Annotated in this window: 16 protein-coding genes and 1 pseudogene; 6 read left to right on the top strand and 11 right to left on the bottom strand. The window is 64.1% G+C overall.

The features are described 5' to 3' along the window. Positions 1-29 precede the first annotated feature (29 nt). The 7 genes from EJ077_RS27015 to EJ077_RS27045 all read right to left on the bottom strand — a co-directional run bounded on the left by EJ077_RS27015 (position 30) and on the right by EJ077_RS27045 (position 6,854). Positions 30-845 (bottom strand): ABC transporter permease, encoded by an 816-nt coding sequence (locus EJ077_RS27015; protein WP_208697654.1) that lies wholly within the window; start codon positions 843-845, stop codon positions 30-32. After that, a complete protein-coding gene (locus EJ077_RS27020; protein ID WP_208697655.1) occupies positions 835-1,800 on the bottom strand; it encodes an ABC transporter permease in 966 nt (321 codons plus the stop codon). The genes EJ077_RS27015 and EJ077_RS27020 overlap by 11 nt, the downstream gene beginning before the upstream one ends. A gap of 249 nt (positions 1,801-2,049) precedes the next feature. Next, complete coding sequence (locus EJ077_RS27025) at positions 2,050-3,048, bottom strand: ABC transporter ATP-binding protein (RefSeq protein ID WP_208697657.1); 999 nt, start codon at positions 3,046-3,048, stop codon at positions 2,050-2,052. Positions 3,049-3,289: 241 nt separating this feature from the next. Next, positions 3,290-4,444: an ABC transporter substrate-binding protein gene (locus tag EJ077_RS27030; RefSeq protein WP_208697659.1), complete on the bottom strand. Its 1,155-nt coding sequence runs from the start codon at positions 4,442-4,444 to the stop codon at positions 3,290-3,292. 210 nt (positions 4,445-4,654) lie between these two features. Continuing rightward, entirely contained in the window at positions 4,655-5,566 is a 912-nt protein-coding gene (locus EJ077_RS27035) for a LysR substrate-binding domain-containing protein (RefSeq protein WP_208697661.1), read from the bottom strand. Between the two features lie 74 nt (positions 5,567-5,640). Beyond that, positions 5,641-6,258, bottom strand: coding sequence for a DedA family protein (locus tag EJ077_RS27040; protein WP_208697663.1), 618 nt, complete (start codon positions 6,256-6,258; stop codon positions 5,641-5,643). After that, positions 6,255-6,854 (bottom strand): class I SAM-dependent methyltransferase, encoded by a 600-nt coding sequence (locus EJ077_RS27045; RefSeq protein WP_208697665.1) that lies wholly within the window; start codon positions 6,852-6,854, stop codon positions 6,255-6,257. The genes EJ077_RS27040 and EJ077_RS27045 overlap by 4 nt, the downstream gene beginning before the upstream one ends. A 319-nt stretch (positions 6,855-7,173) precedes the next feature. Here EJ077_RS27045 and EJ077_RS27050 point away from each other — a divergent pair, with 319 nt between their 5' ends. Next, positions 7,174-7,848: a response regulator transcription factor gene (locus EJ077_RS27050; protein ID WP_208697667.1), complete on the top strand. Its 675-nt coding sequence runs from the start codon at positions 7,174-7,176 to the stop codon at positions 7,846-7,848. Positions 7,849-7,858: 10 nt separating this feature from the next. Beyond that, a complete protein-coding gene (locus tag EJ077_RS27055) occupies positions 7,859-9,214 on the top strand; it encodes a sensor histidine kinase (RefSeq protein ID WP_208697669.1) in 1,356 nt (451 codons plus the stop codon). Between the two features lie 52 nt (positions 9,215-9,266). Here EJ077_RS27055 and EJ077_RS27060 read toward each other — a convergent pair whose 3' ends face one another. Further along, positions 9,267-10,043 (bottom strand): DeoR/GlpR family DNA-binding transcription regulator, encoded by a 777-nt coding sequence (locus EJ077_RS27060; protein WP_208697671.1) that lies wholly within the window; start codon positions 10,041-10,043, stop codon positions 9,267-9,269. Positions 10,044-10,461: 418 nt separating this feature from the next. Between EJ077_RS27060 and EJ077_RS27065 the strand changes: the two genes are divergently transcribed. Together EJ077_RS27065 and EJ077_RS27070 are read left to right on the top strand one after the other, a co-directional pair. Next, a complete protein-coding gene (locus EJ077_RS27065; protein WP_127280249.1) occupies positions 10,462-11,349 on the top strand; it encodes a phosphotransferase family protein in 888 nt (295 codons plus the stop codon). Beyond that, complete coding sequence (locus EJ077_RS27070) at positions 11,346-13,787, top strand: GcvT family protein (protein WP_208697673.1); 2,442 nt, start codon at positions 11,346-11,348, stop codon at positions 13,785-13,787. The genes EJ077_RS27065 and EJ077_RS27070 overlap by 4 nt, the downstream gene beginning before the upstream one ends. Here the strand turns inward: EJ077_RS27070 and EJ077_RS27075 are convergent. Next, the gene (locus EJ077_RS27075; RefSeq protein ID WP_208697675.1) at positions 13,784-14,416 is read right to left on the bottom strand and encodes a class I SAM-dependent DNA methyltransferase; all 633 of its coding nucleotides are present in this window, start codon (positions 14,414-14,416) and stop codon (positions 13,784-13,786) included. The two genes, EJ077_RS27070 and EJ077_RS27075, sit on opposite strands and share 4 nt — an antisense overlap. Positions 14,417-14,511: 95 nt before the next feature. On the opposite strand from EJ077_RS27075, the pseudogene EJ077_RS27080 reads away from it, so the two are divergent. After that, positions 14,512-15,414: pseudogene (locus tag EJ077_RS27080) on the top strand (phosphotransferase). Positions 15,415-15,432: 18 nt separating this feature from the next. Here EJ077_RS27080 and EJ077_RS27085 read toward each other — a convergent pair. Both EJ077_RS27085 and EJ077_RS27090 read right to left on the bottom strand, forming a co-directional pair. Beyond that, complete coding sequence (locus EJ077_RS27085) at positions 15,433-16,356, bottom strand: DMT family transporter (RefSeq protein WP_208697677.1); 924 nt, start codon at positions 16,354-16,356, stop codon at positions 15,433-15,435. Positions 16,357-16,464: 108 nt separating this feature from the next. After that, positions 16,465-17,745, bottom strand: a complete 1,281-nt coding sequence (locus EJ077_RS27090) for an amidohydrolase family protein (protein ID WP_208697678.1) — start codon at positions 17,743-17,745, stop codon at positions 16,465-16,467. Between the two features lie 151 nt (positions 17,746-17,896). Between EJ077_RS27090 and EJ077_RS27095 the strand changes: the two genes are divergently transcribed. Further along, positions 17,897-19,651 carry an ABC transporter ATP-binding protein gene (locus EJ077_RS27095; RefSeq protein WP_208697679.1) on the top strand — a complete coding sequence of 585 codons (1,755 nt, stop codon included), beginning with the start codon at positions 17,897-17,899 and terminating at the stop codon, positions 19,649-19,651. Positions 19,652-19,677 lie beyond the last annotated feature (26 nt).

Genomic DNA, 19,677 nt, shown 5'->3' on the forward strand with positions numbered 1-19,677 from the left:
GCTACTCGCTACTCCCTATTCGCTGTTTTTCATTTCCCGCTTCCGGCGATCTGGTCGCCGTCGCGGGTCATGTAATAGGCAAAAAGGATCGGCAGCAGCGTCACCAGCACGACGACCATGGCCACGACATTGGTGACCGGTCGCTGGCGCGGACGGATCAGTTCCTCCAGCATCCAGATCGGCACGGTCTGCTGCTGGCCGGCGGTGAATGTGGTGACGATGACCTCATCGAACGAAAGCGCGAAGGCCAGCATGCCGCCGGCAAGCAGTGCCGTGGCTATGTTGGGCAGCACGACATGCCTGAAGGTCTGGAAGCCGTCGGCGCCGAGATCCATCGAAGCTTCGATCATCGAACCCGAGGTGCGGCGGAACCGGGCGACCGCATTGTTGTAGACCACCACCACGCAGAAGGTGGCGTGGCCGAGCACGATCGTCCAGAACGAGAACGGGATATCGGCCAGCGCAAAGGCCGAGCGCAGCGCGATGCCAGTGATGATGCCGGGCAGCGCGATCGGCAGGATGACCAGTAGCGAGATGGTTTCGCGGCCGAAGAATTTCGTTCGCGACACGGCGGCGGCGCACAGCGTGCCGAGCACCAGCGCAATCGTGGTCGAGATGGCGGCGACGCGGACCGACAGCGACAGCGCTTCCCAGACATCGGGGCGGTTCCAGGTGACGGCGAACCATTGCGTGGTCAAGCCCGGCGGCGGCCAGACGAAGCTCTTCTCCTCGGTGGTGAAGGCATAGACGAAGATCAGCAGGATCGGCAGATGCAGGAAGAGCAGGCCGCAGGCGGCCGCGATCTTCAGGCCAAGGGGAGCCGACTGGCCGCGGTCAGAGCGCATCGAAAGCCCCCATGCGCTTGGCGCCCCAGAGGTAGAAACCCATGATGACGATTGGCACCACGGTGAAGGCGGCGGCGAGCGGGATGTTGCCGGCGGTGCCTTGCTGCGAATAGACGGCCTGGCCGATGAACAGGCGCGAGGTGCCGATGATCTGCGGGATGATGTAGTCGCCCAGTGTCAGCGAGAAGGTGAAGATCGATCCGGCGACGATGCCGGGCAGCGCCAGCGGAAACAGCACGTTGCGGAAGGTCTGGCCGGGCGAGGCGCCGAGGTCGGAAGAGGCCTCGACCAGATTGCCGGGCACGCGCTCGAGGGCCGCCTGCACCGGCAGGATCATGAACGGCAGCCAGACATAGACGAAGACGACGAAGGTGCCGGTAAAGGACACCGACAGCGAATTGCCGCCGACCACGGGCAGCGACAGCCAGCCATCGAGCAGCCACAGCAGATGCAGCTTGGCGAGCAGCCAGGTCAAAATGCCTTCCTTGGCCAGGATCAGCTTCCAGGCATAGATCTTGACCAGATAGCTCGACCACAGCGGCAGCATGACGCCGAGATAGAACAGCGCCTTCCAGCGGCCGCGCGCGTAGCGCGCGGCGTAGTAGGCTATGGGGAAGGCGACGATGGCCGAGGCCAGCGTGACCAGTGCCGCCATCGTCACAGTGCGCAGGATGATGTCGAGATTGGCGGCCTGCAACAGGTCGCCATAGGTCTTCAGCGTGAACTGCCGGTTGATGAGGCCGGAGAACTCGTCGATGGAGAAGAAGCTCTGCGCCAACAGCGCGAACAGCGAGCCGATATAGACGATGCCGAGCCACAGAACCGGCGGCAGCAGCATGAGCAGGAGAAGCAGTTTTGGCCGGCGCCAGAACAGGTCGGAGAGCGCACCGCGCATGCCGCCGCTGCCTGGCAGGATGGCGGGCGCGGGATTGGCGTTGAGGGCAGCGATGGTCATGGGACCATCCTGTGGCAGTGGGGCTTATAGGAGAGGCAGCGATCCTTCACGCCCCCTCTGTCCTGCCGGACATCTCCCCCACGAGGGGGGAGATTGGCAGCTTCAGCGCCTCGCTCATTCCCGCAACGTTGCTGATTGGCGAAAGCAGTCGCGACATCCAATCTCCCCCCTCGTGGGGGAGATGGCCGGCAGGCCAGAGGGGGGCGCCGTAGAGCGCCACGCTGGAGACTCTAATCGCGCAAACCGTCATCATGCCGGTTCGTCCATCAGATGCAGGTGTTCGCGATTGAAGGTGAGCACCACAGCCTCGCCTTCCCTAGGCAGTGCCGTCCCCGCCGGCACCACGGCGTGCAGCTTCAACCCGTCGGCATCGAGAGCCAGCCTTGTGGTGGCGCCGAGATAGTTGGTCGAGACGAGACGCGCGGCCACGCCCTCGCCGCTTGCGGCACGGCCGACGCGAATGGATTCAGGCCGCAGGCTGCCCCAGCGGCGCTGGCCGGAATAACGCTGGACGAAGTCTGGCGGCAGCACGTTGGACGAGCCAACGAAATCGGCGACGAAGCGCGTGCTCGGTCGCTGATAAATATCCTCCGGCGTGCCTATCTGCATGATCCTGCCGTCATTGAAAACCGCGACGCGATCGGCCATCGACAGCGCCTCGCCCTGGTCATGAGTAACGAAGACGAAGGTGATGCCGAGCGCCTTTTGCAGTGATTTCAGCTCCTCCTGCATGTTTTCGCGCAGTTTGAGGTCGAGCGCCCCGAGCGGTTCGTCGAGCAGCAGCACCTTGGGCTGGTTGACCAGCGCACGCGCCAGCGCGACACGCTGGCGCTGGCCGCCGGAGAGTTGGCCGGGCCGGCGCGCGCCGTAGCCGGGCAGCCGCACCAGTGACAAGGCTTCTTCCGCAGCCTTGTGCCGCTCGGCCTTGCCGACGCGCTTGACCATCAGTCCGTAGGCGACGTTGTCGAGCACATTGAGGTGTGGGAACAGCGCGTAGTCCTGGAACACTGTGTTGACGTTGCGGCGATAGGGCGGCACGCCCTCGGCGCGTTCGCCGAAGATCGAGATGGAGCCCGCCGTCGGCTGCTCGAAGCCGGCGATGAGACGCAGGCACGTCGTCTTGCCGGAACCCGACGGCCCGAGCATGGCGAAGAATTCGCCTGGCGCAATGTCGAGGTCGACCGCGTCGACAGCGCGAACACTGCCGAAATGGCGCGAGACTTTTTGAAAGGAAACGGCTGGGGTCATGGGCGCTTTTTCAGACACAGGTTTTATCGCAATTACCTCTCATCCGACCTCGCTTCGCGAGGCCACCTTCTCCCACAAGGGGAGAAGAAAAGTCCCGTGCAAAGGTCGCCGCAAGGTGGAGATTATGAGAGGCGGCAGTGCCGCGGCCTTCCTTCTCCCCTTGCGGGAGAAGGTGGCCGAGCGGAGCTCGGTCGGATGAGGGGTAGGCGCGAGGCAGGCCTGCCTGTCGCGCGCCTATCAATCAACGTCCGCCGATGACGCCGATATAATCGGACACCCAGCGATAGTAAGGCACGCACTGATCGTTCTGGGTGACGCATTTGGAGACAGGCGTCTTCCAGAACTTGATCTTGTCGAAATTGTCATAGCCGTTGGTCTTGCAGCCTTCCTCGCCTAGCAACTCGTTGCCCTTGCAGGCGGCGGGCACGACCGGCAGCGAACCGAACCAGGCTGAGACATCGCCCTGCACCTTCGGCGCCAGCGAATGCTCGAGCCACATATAGGCGCAGTTCGGGTGCGCCGCGTCGGCTTCCATCATGGTGGTGTCGGCCCAGCCGGTGACGCCTTCTTCCGGCACGGTCGAAGCGACCGGCTTCTTGGCGGCGACAAGTGTGTTGACCTGATAGGGCCACGAGCCCGAAGCAACCACGCCTTCGTTCTGGAAATCGTCGACCTGGATGGCGGCGTCGTGCCAGTAGCGGCCGACCAGCGTGCGCTGGACGCGCAGCAATTCAAGCGCCGCCTTGTACTGGTCCTCGTTCAATTCGTAGGGATCCTTGATGCCGAGTTCGGGCTTGTGGAACATCAGGTAGTTGGCGGCGTCGGCGATGTGGATCGGTCCGTCATAGGCCTGGACACGGCCCTTGTTGGACTTGCCGTCCGGCAGCTTCATCTCCTCGAAGACGACGTTCCAGCTCTTCGGTGCTTCCTTGAACACCTCGGTATTGTACATCAGGATGTTCGGACCCCACTGATAGGGAACGCCGTAGTGCACTTTGTCGACGGTGAACCAGGGCGCGTCCTTCAGCCGGTCGTCGACCGTCTTCCAGCTCGCGATGAGATCGGTGTTGATCGGCTGCACGCGCTTGCCGGCGACGAGGCGCAGCGAGGCATCGCCCGAAGCGGTGACGAGGTCGAAGCCGCCCTCGTTCATCAGCGACACCATCTCATCGGATGTGTTGGCGGTCTTGACGTTGACCTTGCAGCCACTCTCCTTCTCGAAGCCGGTGACCCAGTCATAGCCCTTGTCGGTCTCGCCGCGCTCGATATAGCCCGGCCAGGCAACGATGTTGACCTGACCTTCGCCCTTGCCCAGTTCCTTGACCTGTGCAACGGCCTGCCCGGAGAAGGTCAGCGCAACCGTCAGCGCAGTGCAAGACTTCAGGAATGAATTCATCATCGATCTCCCATTTTGGCGCGTGACCCTGAAACCGCTCCGGTTTTCGCCAGATCACGCGCGGACTGAAAAACTGTCAGCTCGTCCAATGGACTGATGCCGCTCTGATGGCGGCTTTGGTCCCTGAACGGAAGGTGCTTGGAAAATTCCGGTTTCGCAAATTCATTTATCAGAAGGGCGATATCGGTTTTTCCGATAGATCGCCACGGATCAGGGCCGCTGGCGGACCGTCCGTTGCGACTGGGCAAGCCCGATGAAGTCGCGCGCCGCTGGCGGCAGGCCGGAGCCTCGCCGCCAGACCATGCCGACCTGCACCACCGGCAAGGCGCCCGAAATGTCGCGCGATTCGATGCGGTCGCCTTCCAGCGACCAGGGCCGGTAGACGAGATCTGGCAGCAGCGCCACGCCGGCGCCGGTAGCGACGAGGCTGCGCACGGCTTCCACGGAGCGGGTGCGGAAGGCGACGTGCGGCCTGGCGCCGATCGCCGTCAGCAGCTTGCCGGTGTTCTCCTCGATCTCGTCGACGGTGAGCATGATCAGCGGTTCGGAGGCGATATCGCCAATGCCGATGATGTCGGCGCCAGCCAAGGGATGGCCGAGCGGCAGCCACAGCCGATAGGCCGAGACTTCGAGAATTTCCGATTGCAGGGCAGTGCGGTCGCGCAAATTGGAGGTGACCATGACGGCAATGTCGAGCTTGCCGCCGATCAGCAAATGTTCGAGGTAGTCGCCATTGTCCTCAATGGCCGAGACCTCGACGCCGGGATAGGCGCGGCGGTAGCGGGAAAGCAGATCCGACAGCACATAGCCGGCGACCAGCGAGGTGACGCCGAGTTGCAGCCGGCCTCCCGCCACGGCCTGTTCGCCGGAAAAAGAGCGGCGGGCGTCGGACACGTCGGCGAGAATCTTTGTGGCATGACGCAGGAACTGGTGGCCCTTGTGGGTGATGTTGAGGCCGCGCGGATGGCGCTCGAACAATTCGACGCCGAGATCGCTTTCAAGCTCCTTGATCGCTTCGGTGACCGACGATTGCGAGATGGAGAGGTTTTGCGCCGCACGCGACACCGTACCTTGCTCGGCGACGGCGACGAAGAACTGCAACTGGCGGATGGTGAAGGCCATGGCCGGACTAAACACCGGCAGGCAAGCGAAGGAAAGCCGACCGCGGAGCTTATCCCATGACCTGGTGTGCGCGTTCAGCCGAGCATCAGCCTGATCCGGCGCCGCCATGTCGGGCCATAGCGCAGCGCAAGCATGAAGGCCGTCTCCAGCGCCACGACGATAACGATGATGCGCAAGCCCACCGTGAAAGAATCCTGGCCGCTGCCGTGCATGAGATAGCCGGTCAGGAGAAAGCCCGCATTCCATATGGTGGCGCCAAGCAGTGTCGCGGCCGCGAAAGGCAACGCAGGCAGACACAGCGCGCCAGCAGCGATCGGCAGATAATTGCGTACAGTCGGGATGAACTGCGCCAGCAAGGATACCCTTACATGATTGCGGCGATAGGCCTGGCCAAGCTTGCGATAGGTTTCGGGGCGCAGGAAGACATATCTGCCGGCTCGTCCGATCAGCCTGTCGGCACGGTCGAACCCGATCCGGCCGCCGACCCCATACCAGAAAAGGCAGCCGGCGAAGGAGGCGGAAGTCGTCACCGCCAACAGGATCGCCAGCGTCGCAGCGTCAGGCGCCGCCGTCATGCCGAGAAACAGCAGCAACACATGCGAGGGCGGAACCGGCAGGATCTTCTCGGTGAAGGCGAGGCAGAAGACGCCGAACAGGCCGAAGCCGAGAATGGCCGACAATGGTCCCGTCATGCGAAGCGCCAGTCATAGGTTCCGGCTGCCTTGATTGTGGCGATGCGATAGACCGTCGCCGGCGGGAAATTGCGGAAGGTATGACCAACCCGCGTGACCTTGAGATCGAGCCGGTCGAGCAGAGACTGGTCGAACGGGCAGCGCCGTCCGAGCGTAAACTGATAGAGCGCTCCGCCGGGGCGAAGGTTCGCGAAAACACCTTCGAGAATGGCGAGCGTCTTGCGCGGCGAAATCAGCCGGAAGGGCAGCCCGCTGACGGCGGCGCCAGCCATCGGCCCGTGGAAGAGCGACAAATGGCGCAGACCGACAGCATCCATCTCGAAGATCCGTGCCGCGGGAAAGCGACGCTTGAGCAGTGCCGCGAAATCCGGATCGGACTCGATCAGCGTTAGATCCTCTTCCCTTACCCCGCGCGACAGCAGTGCCCGCGTGAACGGACCGGTCCCGGGACCGAGCTCCAGCACGGGGCCAGTCCCGGGGCCGATATCCCTGGTCATCAACGCCGCCAGGCTGGAACTGGATGGGGTGACGGAGCCGATCTTGAAAGGCGCGACGGTCCACGCCATGAGAAAAGACAGAGCATCATTTGCGGGCATTGTAACCTCAATTCGGGACAACAGCACGCCAACCAGTTTGGTGTGCCACTTGTTTTCGTTTCAGCGCCATTTGGTTTCAGCGTCATTTCGCTTCAACGTCGGGCCCGACCTGTTGCATATTCGGGCCCGACGCCTTCACGCCGGCATGGGCGATTCGTGCCGACCGGCGCTGTTTGCCGCGACTGGGTTGCATAGACATTGCGCAATCTCGGAGAGCCAAAGAAAGCGCCTGTCGACCCCGGGCCGTTCGGCTTTGCCATGTTTGCGCAATGTTGGCGCAGTAGCGCCCGAAGCTGTTGCCGTTGCTGGAGAACTGTCGATGCGAATCTTGCTGGTCGAGGACGAGCCCGAAATGGTCTCTGCCTTGCGTGCCGCGCTGAAGCGCCACGACATGGTGGTCGATCATGCCGGCTCGCTCATCGAAGCCGAAGGCTTCGTCGCCGCCGACAGCTACGACGCGATCCTGCTCGACCGTCAGTTGCCGGATGGCGACGGGCTGTCGCTGGTGCCCAGATTGCGTTCGGCCAAGAACACCACTCCCGTGCTGATGCTGACGGCGAGAGGCGACACAGCGGACAAGGTCGATGGGCTGGACATGGGCGCGGACGACTATCTGGCAAAACCATTCGCCTTCGAGGAATTGCTTGCCCGGTTGCGCGCGCTGCTCAGGCGCCCGGCACCGATGCAGTCGCAATTCATCCGCGCCGGCCATCTGGTGCTCGACGTCGGGCATCGCGAAGCGTCGATCCGTGCCAAACCGCTCAGCCTGCCGCGGCGCGAACTCCTGGTGCTGGAGGCGCTGATGCGCCGGACCGGCCGCATGGTGCAGCGCGAGGCGCTGATGGAGGCGGTGTTCGGCCTCGACGACGAGATCCAGTCCAACGCGCTCGACACCCACGTCTCGCGCCTGCGCCGCAAACTCGCCGATGCCGATGCCGGCGTGACGATCAATGGCATTCGCGGCGTCGGCTATCTCCTGCGCGAAACGACATGAGCGCCAACCTATGAGCCTCAAGCGCCCGCGTTCGCTCAAATGGAGCCTGGTGCTTCGCATCGCCTTGCTGCAATGCGCGATGCTGACGCTGATCATCGTCGGCATTCTCGGCGCCATGCTGGCCACCGGCCTTATACCGCACGACTACGAGGACGGCACGATGGACGTGCTGGCGGATGCGGTGACACGCGATGCCGGCGACAAGCTTGTCATCACCGAGACGCCGGATATGGCAAAGCTGCGCTCGAACGTTCCGGACCTCTGGTTCATCATCCGCGACAAGCAAGGGCAGCGGCTGGAAGAAGGCACGGTGCCAGCCATTTTCCAGCCCTTTGTCGGACTGCTGGACACTATCAGCGACGCCCGTATCGACCACGCAATCGGACAAGCCGCGCCGCCGGAGGGAAAGATCCGCTGGACCGATACGGCGGCCGGCAATGTCCAGATCTTCAGCGGCACCAAGGGCGGGCTTTCGCTGCTGCGCCTGCTCGGCCAGGCGCCGCAATTCTTCCTGCAAGGCATATTGCCGCTCGCCGGGCTGATGGCGCTGGCCACGCTGGTCGCGACACCATGGGTGGTGCGCGGCGCGCTGTCAGGCCTTGGCCATGCGGCCGCAGAGGCCGAACGCATCGACATCGACCAGCGTGGCGTGCAGCTGCCGCTGAAGGATGTGCCAAAGGAAGTGACGCCGCTGGTCAAGGCGGTGAATGCAGCCCTTGCGCGGCTCGACAAGGGCTATGAGCGCCACAAGCGCTTCCTGACCGATGCAGCCCATGAACTCAGGACACCGGTCGCCATCCTCAACACGCGCCTTGCCTCGCTGCCGGCGACGCCGGAGCGGGCAAGGCTGCTGCAGGATGCGGCACGGCTCTCGACGCTGACCGACCAGCTGCTCGACCTGCAGCGCCTCGACCGGCAGACAACGGCCTTCGAAAAGGTCGACCTCGTGGCGATCGCGCGCGGCGTCATCGTCGACCTCGCGCCGATGGCGTTCTCGGCCGGCTACGAAATGTCGTTCGAGCCGGAACGGGACACGCTTTTTGCCACCGGCGACCGCACCGCGATCGAACGCGCGGTGACCAACATCGTGCAGAACGCCATCGAACATGGCGGCCGGGCCGGCAAGATCACCGTCAGCGTCACAATGCCCGCCATCATCGAGGTCCGGGACGAAGGCGACGGCGTGCCGCCGGGCGAGCGGGAACGCATTTTCGAGCCCTTCTACCGGCTGCGCCCGCAGGATCACGGCGCCGGCCTCGGCCTCAACCTCGTGCAGGAAATCATGCAGTTGCATGGCGGGCGCATCGAGATCCTCGACGGCAAGCCTGGCGGCGCCTGCTTCAGGATGAGTTTTCGACCATCCTGACGCCTGGGCCGTGGCCGGTCCTGGCATTTGCAGGCGCCGCCAGCCGCCAGAGTTAAATTCCGGCCTCGCTGCGGGCGATGCTGAGCCGCGCGCCGGCCTGTGCGAGGGCGGCGGCAATGTCGTGCGGCGGCCCGCGGTCCGTGGCGAGTTCGGAAAAGCCGTCGAAGCCGCAGACCTGAACCAGGCCCTGGCGGCCGAACTTCGTGTGGTCGGTGATGACGAGCGAGCGCTGGCCGCGCGACAGCACCATGCGGGCGAATTCCGCCTCTTCCAGATCGTAGTCCATGACGCCCGTCAGCGCATCCACGGCGCCGGTGGAGATAATGGCGTGGCTGACCGAGAAGCGGCTGACGAACTCGATGGCCGACGTCCCGAAAGCGGCGCCTGAATCGCTGCGCAACTCGCCGCCGGCCATATACACCTTGTTGCCGTTGATGGTGGCCAGCGTCCGGGCGATATCGGACGAGTTGGTGACGACCGTCAGGCGCCGGTGGCCGAGCAGTTCGCGCGCCAGGAACGACGTCGTGGTGCCGGTGTCGAGCATGATCGATTCGCCGTCGCGGATGGTGGCCGCGACCGCGCGGGCAATGCTGCGCTTGGCGTCGGCATGCTCGCGCATGCGCCGTTCGAACGGCGCCTCGCCGATCAACGACGGCAGGCCGATGGCGCCATGCATCTTCAGAACCGAGCCGTCGCTGGTGAGCGGCTTGACGTCACGGCGCACGGTTTCGAGCGACACGCCCAGCCGGTCGGCCAGGCTGGCGATGGTGACGGTTCCCTCTTCCTGCAGCAGCCGCAGGATTTCGCCATGCCGTTTCGAGTGAATCATTTGAAGCCCTGGAAAGTTGACCGATTCTAGGGCATTCCTAACGCTTTTAAAGGAACTGCCCAATGCTTTCGGGCAAAACACCCAAAAAAAGTCACATCTTTTTATTGACAGAAGGGCAACCCTGGCGTGAAATCGAACCTCAACATGGGTTCGGAGCTGCGCGGGAGGGGAATTGGCAGGGCCGCAAACTCAGGGACCAGGTAGCCTGTAACGTGCCTGGTGCAAGGAATTTTCAGATCCGCGGGGGCGGATGCCGGGTTCAAAAACCTGGCCAAGGGGCTCGTCGGTGCGGTGCGGGATACCAATCCTGGCGTCCCGCACCGACGGGATTGTATGCACTTCCCTCCGCCGCCGTTGCGCTGCCGATGGCGCCTTGTCGAAGCCCAGCCAACCAGGTCAGCAAACCAGGGATGATTCCGTGATTGCCGAAGACCGCATCCGCGCCCTGCCCTGCTGGACGGGGGCCATCGAGATCGCGCCGCTGCCCGGCGGCTTGAGCAATGCCAACTATGTGGTCACCGACACGGCCGGCAAACATGTCGTGCGCTTCGGCCAGGACTATCCGTTCCACCATGTCTTCCGCGAACGCGAGGTGATGACCGCGCGGGCGGCTCACGCCGCCGGCTTCGCGCCGGCGGTCCATTATGCCGAACCCGGAATCCTGGTGACGGCGTTTCTTGGCGCCAAAACTTATCTGGCCGAGGACGTGCGCGCCAATCTCGGCCGCGTCGCGGCGCTGATGCGCGGCTTTCACCGGGAGATGCCCAACCATATCTCCGGCGCCGGCTTCATGTTCTGGGTGTTCCACGTCATCCGCGACTATGCGCGCACGCTTGACGAGGGCGGCAGTCGCAAGCGCGGTGACCTGCCGCGCTTCCTGGCGCTGGCCGACGAGCTGGAGCGTGCCCAGAAACTGCTGCCGATCGTCTTTGGCCACAATGATCTTCTGCCTGCCAACATTCTCGATGACGGCAGCAGGCTGTGGTTGATCGATTTCGAATATGCCGGCTTCAACACGGCGATGTTTGACCTTGCCGGCGTCGCTTCGAACGCCGGCATGAGCGACGCGGAATCCTTCGCCTTCCTGACCGCCTATTTCATGAAGGAGCCTGACGAGGCGATCCGCCGCTCGCACGCCGCCATGCAATGCGCCTCGCTGCTGCGCGAAGCAATGTGGAGCATGGTGTCGGAGCTCTATCTCGACGCGCCGGGCATCGACTACGTCGCCTACACCGAGGAAAACCTGGTGCGGCTCGACGCGGCGCTGGAAAACTACCGGACAAAATACGGGATCCTGAAATCATGACCTTGCCTAGCCAGGCCGCGGTCGTCGTCATTGGCGGCGGCATCATCGGCTGTTCGACGGCCTATCATCTTGCGCGTGACCACAAGGCCGACGTGGTGCTGCTCGAACAGGGCAAGCTGACCTCGGGCTCGACCTGGCATGCCGCCGGACTGGTCGGGCAATTGCGCTCTTCGGCCTCGATCACGCGCGTGCTGAAATACTCCGTCGACCTCTACAAGGGACTGGAGGCCGAAACCGGGCTCGCCACCGGCTGGAAGATGACCGGCTGCCTGCGGCTCGCCACCAATGCCGACCGCTGGACCGAGTACAAAAGGCTGGCGACGACAGCGAAGAGCTTCGGCATGGACATGCACTTGCTGTCTCCGGCGGAGGTCAAGGCGATGTGGCCGCTGATGGAAACCGGCGATCTGGTCGGCGCCTCCTGGCTGCCGACCGACGGCCAGGCGAGCCCGTCCGACATCACCCAGTCACTGGCCAAGGGCGCGCGAATGCATGGCGCCAGGCTCTGTGAGGACGTGCGCGTCACCGGCTTCGAGATGAAGGGCGACCGCATCACGGCGGTGAAGACCAACCAGGGCGACATTGCCTGCGACAAGGTGGTGAACTGCGGAGGACAATGGGCACGGCAAGTCGGCGCCATGGCCGGCATCAACGTGCCGCTGCAGCCGGTCAAGCACCAATACATCATCACCGAGAAGATCGCGGGGCTGGCAACAGACGCGCCGACGCTGCGCGACCCCGACCGGCGCACCTACTTCAAGGAGGAGGTCGGGGGCCTGGTGATGGGGGGCTATGAGCCGAACCCGCAGGCCTGGACGACAGGGGACGTGCCCAACGATTGGGAATTCCGGCTGTTCGACGACGACTACGATCATTTCGAGCAGCACATGGTTCAGGCGATCGCGCGGGTGCCGGCGCTGGAAACCGTAGGCGTCAAGCAGATGATCAACGGGCCGGAAAGCTTCACGCCGGACGGCAATTTCATCCTCGGCGTGGCGCCCGAATGCGCCAACATGTTCGTCGGCGCCGGCTTCAACGCCTTCGGCATCGCCTCGGGCGGCGGCGCCGGCTGGGTGCTGGCGCAATGGGTGGTCGACGGCGAGGCGCCGCTCGACCTGTGGGTGGTCGACATCAGGCGCTTTTCCAACCTGCACCGCGACCGGCAATGGGTGTGCGAGCGCACGCTGGAAGCCTACGGCAAGCATTACACGATCGGCTTTCCGCACGAGGAGTATGCCAGCGGCCGGCCGCGCATCGTCTCGCCGCTATATGAGCGGTTGAAACAGCAGCGCGCCGTGTTTGGCTCGAAGCTCGGCTGGGAGCGGCCGAACTGGTTCGCGCCGGAGCGCGTCGAGCCAAAGGACGTCTATTCGATGGGCCGGCAGAACTGGTTCGCGGCCGTCGGCGACGAGCACCGGCATGTGCGCGAGCATGTCGGCATCTTCGACCAGTCGTCCTTCGCCAAGTATGAGCTGAGCGGCCCCGACGCGGCGAAGGCGCTGGACTGGATCTGCGCCAACGATGTCAGCAAGCCGGCCGGCCGGCTGACCTACACCCAACTTCTCAACACGCGCGGCGGCATCGAGGCCGACCTGACCGTGTCGCGGCTTGCCGAGGAGAAATTCTACATCGTCACCGGCACCGGTTTCCGCACTCATGACGCCTCGTGGATCAGCGACCATATTGGCGAGGGCCTCGATGCCAGGCTGACCGACGTCACCGAGGATTTCGGCACGCTGTCGCTGATGGGCCCGCGTGCCCGCGACGTGCTTTCGGCGGTGACCGGGAGCGATGTGTCGAATGCCAGCTTCCCGTTCGGCCATATCAGGGAGATCGTCATCGCCGATCACGTTGTCCGGGCGCTGCGCGTCACCTATGTCGGCGAACTGGGCTGGGAGTTGCATGTCCCGATCGCCGCCACCGGCGAAGTCTTCGACGCGCTGATGGCGGCCGGCGGGAAGCACGACATCCGGCCGGTCGGCTACCGCGCGCTGGAGTCGCTGCGGCTGGAAAAGGGCTATCGCGCCTGGGGGTCCGACATCACGCCCAACGACACACCGCTGGAGGCCGGGCTCGGCTGGGCGGTCAAGCTGCGGAAGAACACCGACTTCGTCGGACGGCGTGCGCTCGAGAAGGTTGGCGGCGCGTCGCTGAAGAAGCGCTTTGCCGGCTTCACGGTCGACGATCCGGAGATCGTGCTGCTCGGCCGCGAAACCATTCTGCGCGACGGCGAGCCAGTCGGCTATCTGACCAGCGGCGGCTATGGCTACACGGTGGGCAAGAATATCGGCTATGGCTATGTGCGCAGCGCCGACGGGGTAAGCGATGATTTCCTCGCCTCGGGCAGCTATGAACTGGTGGTCGCGATGCAGCGGACGCCGGCGAATATCCATCTCGAGCCACTATACGACCCGGCAATGGAGCGCGTGAAAGCTTAGCTTACGCGCAAGGCGAGGCCACGACTGGGCACGGTATCGGCCTCGCCAGGCATCGAAACGTAAGGGCGGGTTTCCTCGGCGCGGGTGACGAGGCCTTGCGCTTCGAGTTCGGCGATGCGCGCGGCAAAGCCCTGATCCCAAAGCGTGTTCTTGACCGTCAGCACGATGACTCCGCCCGGCCGGCAGATGCGGATCAATTCGTCCAGTCCCTCGGCGCCGACATGACCCGAGGTGAAGACGCCGGCCGAGATAATGCCGGCATAGGCGTCGTCGGCAAAGGGCAAGGCGCCGCCGAGCGCCAGGCAATGCAGCGCCGAATAGACGCCCTTGCGCGCGGCCTGATCCAGCATGCCTTGCGAGACATCCAGCGCCTCGACCTGGGGATAGCCGGCAATATCGAGCCATTCGCCGATCAGCCCGGTCCCTGCCCCGGCGTCGAGCAACGGGGCCGAACCGCGCGGCAGATGACGGGCAAGCAAGGAAAGGCAGATCGTCGGGTGGCGGTAACCGGCCGCCGACATGTCGGCGTCGTAGGTCTGCGACCAGCGATCATAAAGTGCAGCCACCTCTTCCGGGCGCTTGGCCGCGTAGACTTCGCCGAGCGCGCCATGATGTTTGCTGTCCGCCACGTGCCCACCAACTCCTTCGTCTTGCCGGAATGATAGCCAAACGGCGAAAATTGTGGAACCGTTGCAGCGAAGAAATAACGCGTGGGGACGCAGGCATGGGGACAGACGAGGCGCGAGCAAGACTTGCCGCCATTCCGGTGCTGGCCGGCTACACCGGGCCGCTACAACGGCTCGGCGGCCTGACCAATCTCGTCTTCAGGGCCGGCGATTACTGCCTGCGCATTCCAGGCAAAGGCACCGAGGAATACATCAACCGCGCCAACGAAGCGGTTGCCGCGCGCGAGGCGGCAAGAGCCGGCGTCAGCCCCGAGGTGCTGCATGCCGACGCCGCCACCGGCCTGATGGTGACGCGCTACATCGCCGGTGCCGAGACGATGTCGCCGGAGAAATTCAGGGCGCGGCAGGGCAGTCCGGCCCGGGCGGCCGAGGCCTTCCGCAAGCTGCACGCGTCCGGCGCGGTCTTCCCCTTCCGCTTCGAGCTGTTTTCGATGATCGACGACTATCTCAAGGTGCTGTCGACCAGGGATGTCGCCCTGCCCGCCGGCTATCACGACGTGGTGCGCGAGGCCGGCAGCGTGCGCTCGGCCTTGGCCGTCCGCCCCTTGCCTCTCGTCGCCTGCCATTGCGATCCGCTGTGCGAAAACTTCCTCGATACGGGCGAGCGGATGTGGATCGTCGACTGGGAATATTCCGGGATGAACGATCCGCTCTGGGACCTCGGCGATCTCAGCGTGGAAGGCAGGTTCGACGCCGCCTAGGACGAGGAGTTGATGCGCGCCTATTTCGGCGGCGAGGCGAAGCCGGCGGAGCGCGGCCGCGTCGCCATCTACAAAGCTATGTGCGACCTGTTATGGACGCTGTGGGGGCTGATCCAGCTCGCCAACAACAATCCGGTGGACGATTTCCGCGCCTATGCCGACGGCCGCTTCGCGCGCTGCAAGGCGCTAATGGAGACACCAGAGTTTTCCAGGCACCTTGCTGCGATACGCCAGGACTAGTCACCCGAAATCCGGCCTTTAATTGACACCCTTCGGCACGTTCTCTGGCGGCACCGTGGTATCGACCACCTTCTGGCGGTGGAAGATGAACAGGCCGGCGAGAACGATGATGCCCGAGCCGATCAGGATCCGCGGGCTGGGCACGTCGCCGAAGAATGCCAGCCCGAACACCACCGCCCACAGGAGCAGCGTGTAGTGCAGCGGCGCCAGCGTCGAGGCCGGCGCCAGTTTCAGCGCCCGCGTGATCATCAGATGCGCACCGCAGGAGACGATGCCTAGCAGCAGCATGGCGCCGAGGTCGAGCGGCGACGGCGTTTTCCAGGCGCCGATGGTCAGCACACCGCCAACCGCCAGCGTGCCGATCGTCTGCCATGTCACCAGATTGGTGTCGCTGGTGCCGCGCAGGCGCCGGTTGAGGATGATGGCGAAGGCGAAGGCAAGGCTGCCGACAAGCGCGAAACTCGACGACAGCGAAAGCGCGGCGGAGGACGGTTTCAGCATGATCACCACGCCGCAGAAGCCGAGCAGGATCGCCACCCAGCGGCGCCAGCCGACCTTTTCGCCAAGCAGGAAATGCGACAGAGCCGCCACATAGATCGGCCCGGCCATGTAGAAGCTCATCACATCGGCAAGCGGCAGATAGACGACGGCGGCGTAGAACAAAGCGGTGTCGAGCGTCGTCGCCACCACGCGCAGGATCTGCAGCCCGGGCCGCTCCATCTGGAACAGTCTGCCAGCGCCCTGGTTGGCGATCATCGGGCCGAGCACGATAAAGGCGCCTATCGAACGGATCAGCACCACCTGGCCGACGGAAAAGCTGGCGACCAGCCACTTGCCCATAGCGTCGTTCAGCGCAAACAGGAAGTCGCCGGCCAGCATCAGCAGGATGCCGGCCAGAAGAACATTCCTGATTGGTGAATTCCGCGCCATGGGTTGCGTCATGCCGACCCCGATTCCTCCCTCGCCTGAGCCGCGTCGTAGACGGAAGCGGTGGCTTTGACGAGGAGAAATCAGGAAATGGGTAAGACCAGCGTCGGGAATCGGCTGTATCTAGGCGGATATATGTCTGCGGTTCACCTGACCCGGCCTGCCGGGAATGGAAAGCCTGGTATCCTGCCTTGTCCTTTCCGCCACCACCTTGCCCCTGGCGATGACGCAGATGCGCTCGGCGCGCAGGCGCAGGGCCTCGATCGGATTGCCGGCATCGAGGATCACCAGGCTGGCGCGCTTGCCCACGCCGAGGCCGAGATGATCGAGGCCCATGATGGCGGCGTTGACGTTGGTGACCATGTCGAAACAGCGCGCCATGTCGGCGGGGCTCGACATCTGGGCGACATGCAGGCCCATGAAGGCGACGTCGAGCATGTCGGCGGTGCCCAGCGAATACCAGGGATCGAGCACGCAATCCTGACCCCACCCGACACGGATGCCCAGCGCCAGCATTTCCTTGACCCGCGTCATGCCACGCCGCTTGGGGAAGGTGTCATGGCGGCCCTGCAGCATGATGTTGATCAAGGGATTGGGGATCGCGGAGACGCCGGCCTCGGCGATCAGCGGCAGAAGCTTCGAGACATAGTAATTGTCCATCGAATGCATCGACGTGAGATGCGAGCCGGCCACCTTGCCCTGCAGGCCGAGCCGCTGCGTTTCATAGGCCAGCTGCTCGATGTGGCGCGACAGGGGATCGTCGGTCTCGTCGCAATGCAGGTCGACCATCAGGCCGCGTTGTGCGGCGATTTCGCACAGTTCGGTCACCGAGCGCGTGCCGTCGGCCATGGTGCGCTCGAAATGCGGAATGCCGCCGACGATATCGACGCCCATGTCCAGCGCGCGAATGGTGTTTTGGCGTGCCGTCGGCGAGCGATAGAAGCCGTCCTGCGGGAAGGCCGCCAATTGCAGGTCGATATAGGGGGCGACGGTCTTCTTGACCTCCAGCAGCGCCTCGACCGCCAGCAGCCGGTCGTCGCAGACATCGACATGGGTGCGGATGGCAAGCAGCCCCATCGACACCGCCCAGTCGCAATAGGCGAGCGCGCGGTCGCGCACCCCTTCGTGCGTCAAGAGCGGCTTCAGTTCGCCCCACAGCGCGATGCCTTCAAGCAGCGTGCCCGATGCGTTGATGCGCGGTATGCCGTAGGACAGCGTGGCGTCCATATGGAAATGCGGATCGACGAAGGGCGGCGACACCAGATTGCCACGGGCGTCGACCTCGGTCCGCGCTGAACCCTCGAGCTTCGGCTCGATCGCCGCGATCGTCTCGCCGCTGATGCCGATGTCGGCGATACCGCCATCCGGCAGCGTGCCGCCACGAACGATTAGGTCGAAATCCATCTCTCATCATCCCGCTTTAAGAATCACAGTCGCATCGTGTCTCAAAAGACAGCCTGCCGCAGCGGTTTCTTTCCATGGTGGCGAAAGGTTCCCTCCGGCGGCAACTCCCTCTATAAGCCGCCTTCGTCGTCCCGGCATCAAGGATCCGCCTTTGTTTCGCTTCTTCCGCTCGACGGAAAACCAGCGCCTCGTCGCAAGGCTGCTCAGGGAATCGTTCCGACAGCACAGGGCCGGCTACGCCGCCGCCATCCTGTCGATGCTGGTAGTGGCCGGCATGACGGCCGCCAGCGCCTGGATCCTGCGCGAAATCACCAATGAATTCGTGATCGACAAGAGAGTCGACCGCGTCAACATGATTGCCGTGGCGGTTGCCGCCATCTTCATCGTCAAGGGCATCGCCAACTTCGTCCAGGCCTACTTCATGAGCCGCGTCGGCAACGCCATCATCGCCGAACGGCAGCGCAAGATCTATGACCGCATCCTGGCGCAAGGCATCGAATTCTACCACTCGACCTCGTCATCCGACCTGATCACCCGCATGACCAACAATGCCCAGGCGGCGCGCAACGTGCTCGACCTCATCGTCACCTCCTATGTGCGCGACCTGGTGACGCTGGCCGCCCTGATCGGGGTCATGGTCTGGCAGCAGCCGGCGCTGTCGCTGATCTGCTTCGTCGTCGGTCCGCTGGCCATCTATAGCGTCAACCGCATCCTGAAGCGGGTGCGCAAGTTCGCCGCCATGGAGTTCCGCTCGGTCGGCCAGATCGTCCAGGTGATGCAGGAAACCGCGATCGGCGTGCGCGTGGTCAAATCCTTCAACCTCGAAGGCCTGATGCGCAAGCGTATGTACAGGGCGGTGTCCGATGTCGAGGACCGGGCCAACAACATCGCCGCGCTGGAAGCGGTGACCAATCCGGTGATGGAAACGCTGGCCGGGCTGGCGATCGCCGGCGCTGTCATGGTCAGCGGCTTGCTGGTTCTGCAGGGCGGCCAGATGCCTGGCAACATCATGGCCTTCATCGCCGCGCTGCTGCTTGCCTATGAGCCGGCTAAACGCCTCGCGCGCGTCCGTATCTCGTTGGAAAGCGGCATTGTCGGCGTGCGCATGATGTTCCAGTTGGCCGACGAGCCGCTGACATTGGCCGAGAAGCCGGATGCAAAACCGCTTCAGGCCGGGCCCGGCGAGATACGGTTCGACGCCGTAAGCTTCGCCTACCAGAATGGTCCGCCGGTGCTGGACCGGTTCGACCTGACCCTTGAGGCCGGCAAGATGACGGCGCTGGTCGGGCCTTCCGGCGGCGGCAAGTCGACGATCCTCAACCTGATCATGCGCATGTATGACCCCAAGAGCGGCAGGGTGCTGCTCGATGGGCAGGACATTTCCCATGCCACGCTGGCCTCGCTCAGGGAAAAGATCGCCTATGTCAGCCAGGACACGTTCTTGTTTGCCGGCACGATCATGCACAACATCCGGCTTGGCCGCGAGGGCGCGACCGACGAAGAGGTGATCGCCGCGGCCAAGGCGGCCAACGCGCATGACTTCATCGTCGCCCAGGCAAAAGGCTATGAAACCGATGTCGGCGAGAATGGCGGCCTTTTGTCAGGCGGCCAGCGCCAGCGCATTTCCATCGCGCGTGCCATGCTGCGCAACGCCGAAATCCTGCTGCTGGACGAAGCGACCAGCGCGCTCGACGCGGAGTCGGAGGCGCTGTTCCGCGACGCGCTGCAACAGCTGACGGAAGGGCGCACCACCATCGTCATCGCGCACCGCCTCTCGACCGTGCACCAGGCCGACACGATCGTGGTGCTGGAAGCCGGCAAGGTGGTGGAAAGCGGGCCGCACAGAGCCTTGCTCAAGCAGGGCGGGCTTTACCAGAAACTTTATGAGTATCAGCTGATGCCGTGACAATATCGGGCGATGTGGGAGCCAAG

Source organism: Mesorhizobium sp. M8A.F.Ca.ET.057.01.1.1, assembly GCF_003952565.1.
Classification (GTDB): domain Bacteria; phylum Pseudomonadota; class Alphaproteobacteria; order Rhizobiales; family Rhizobiaceae; genus Mesorhizobium.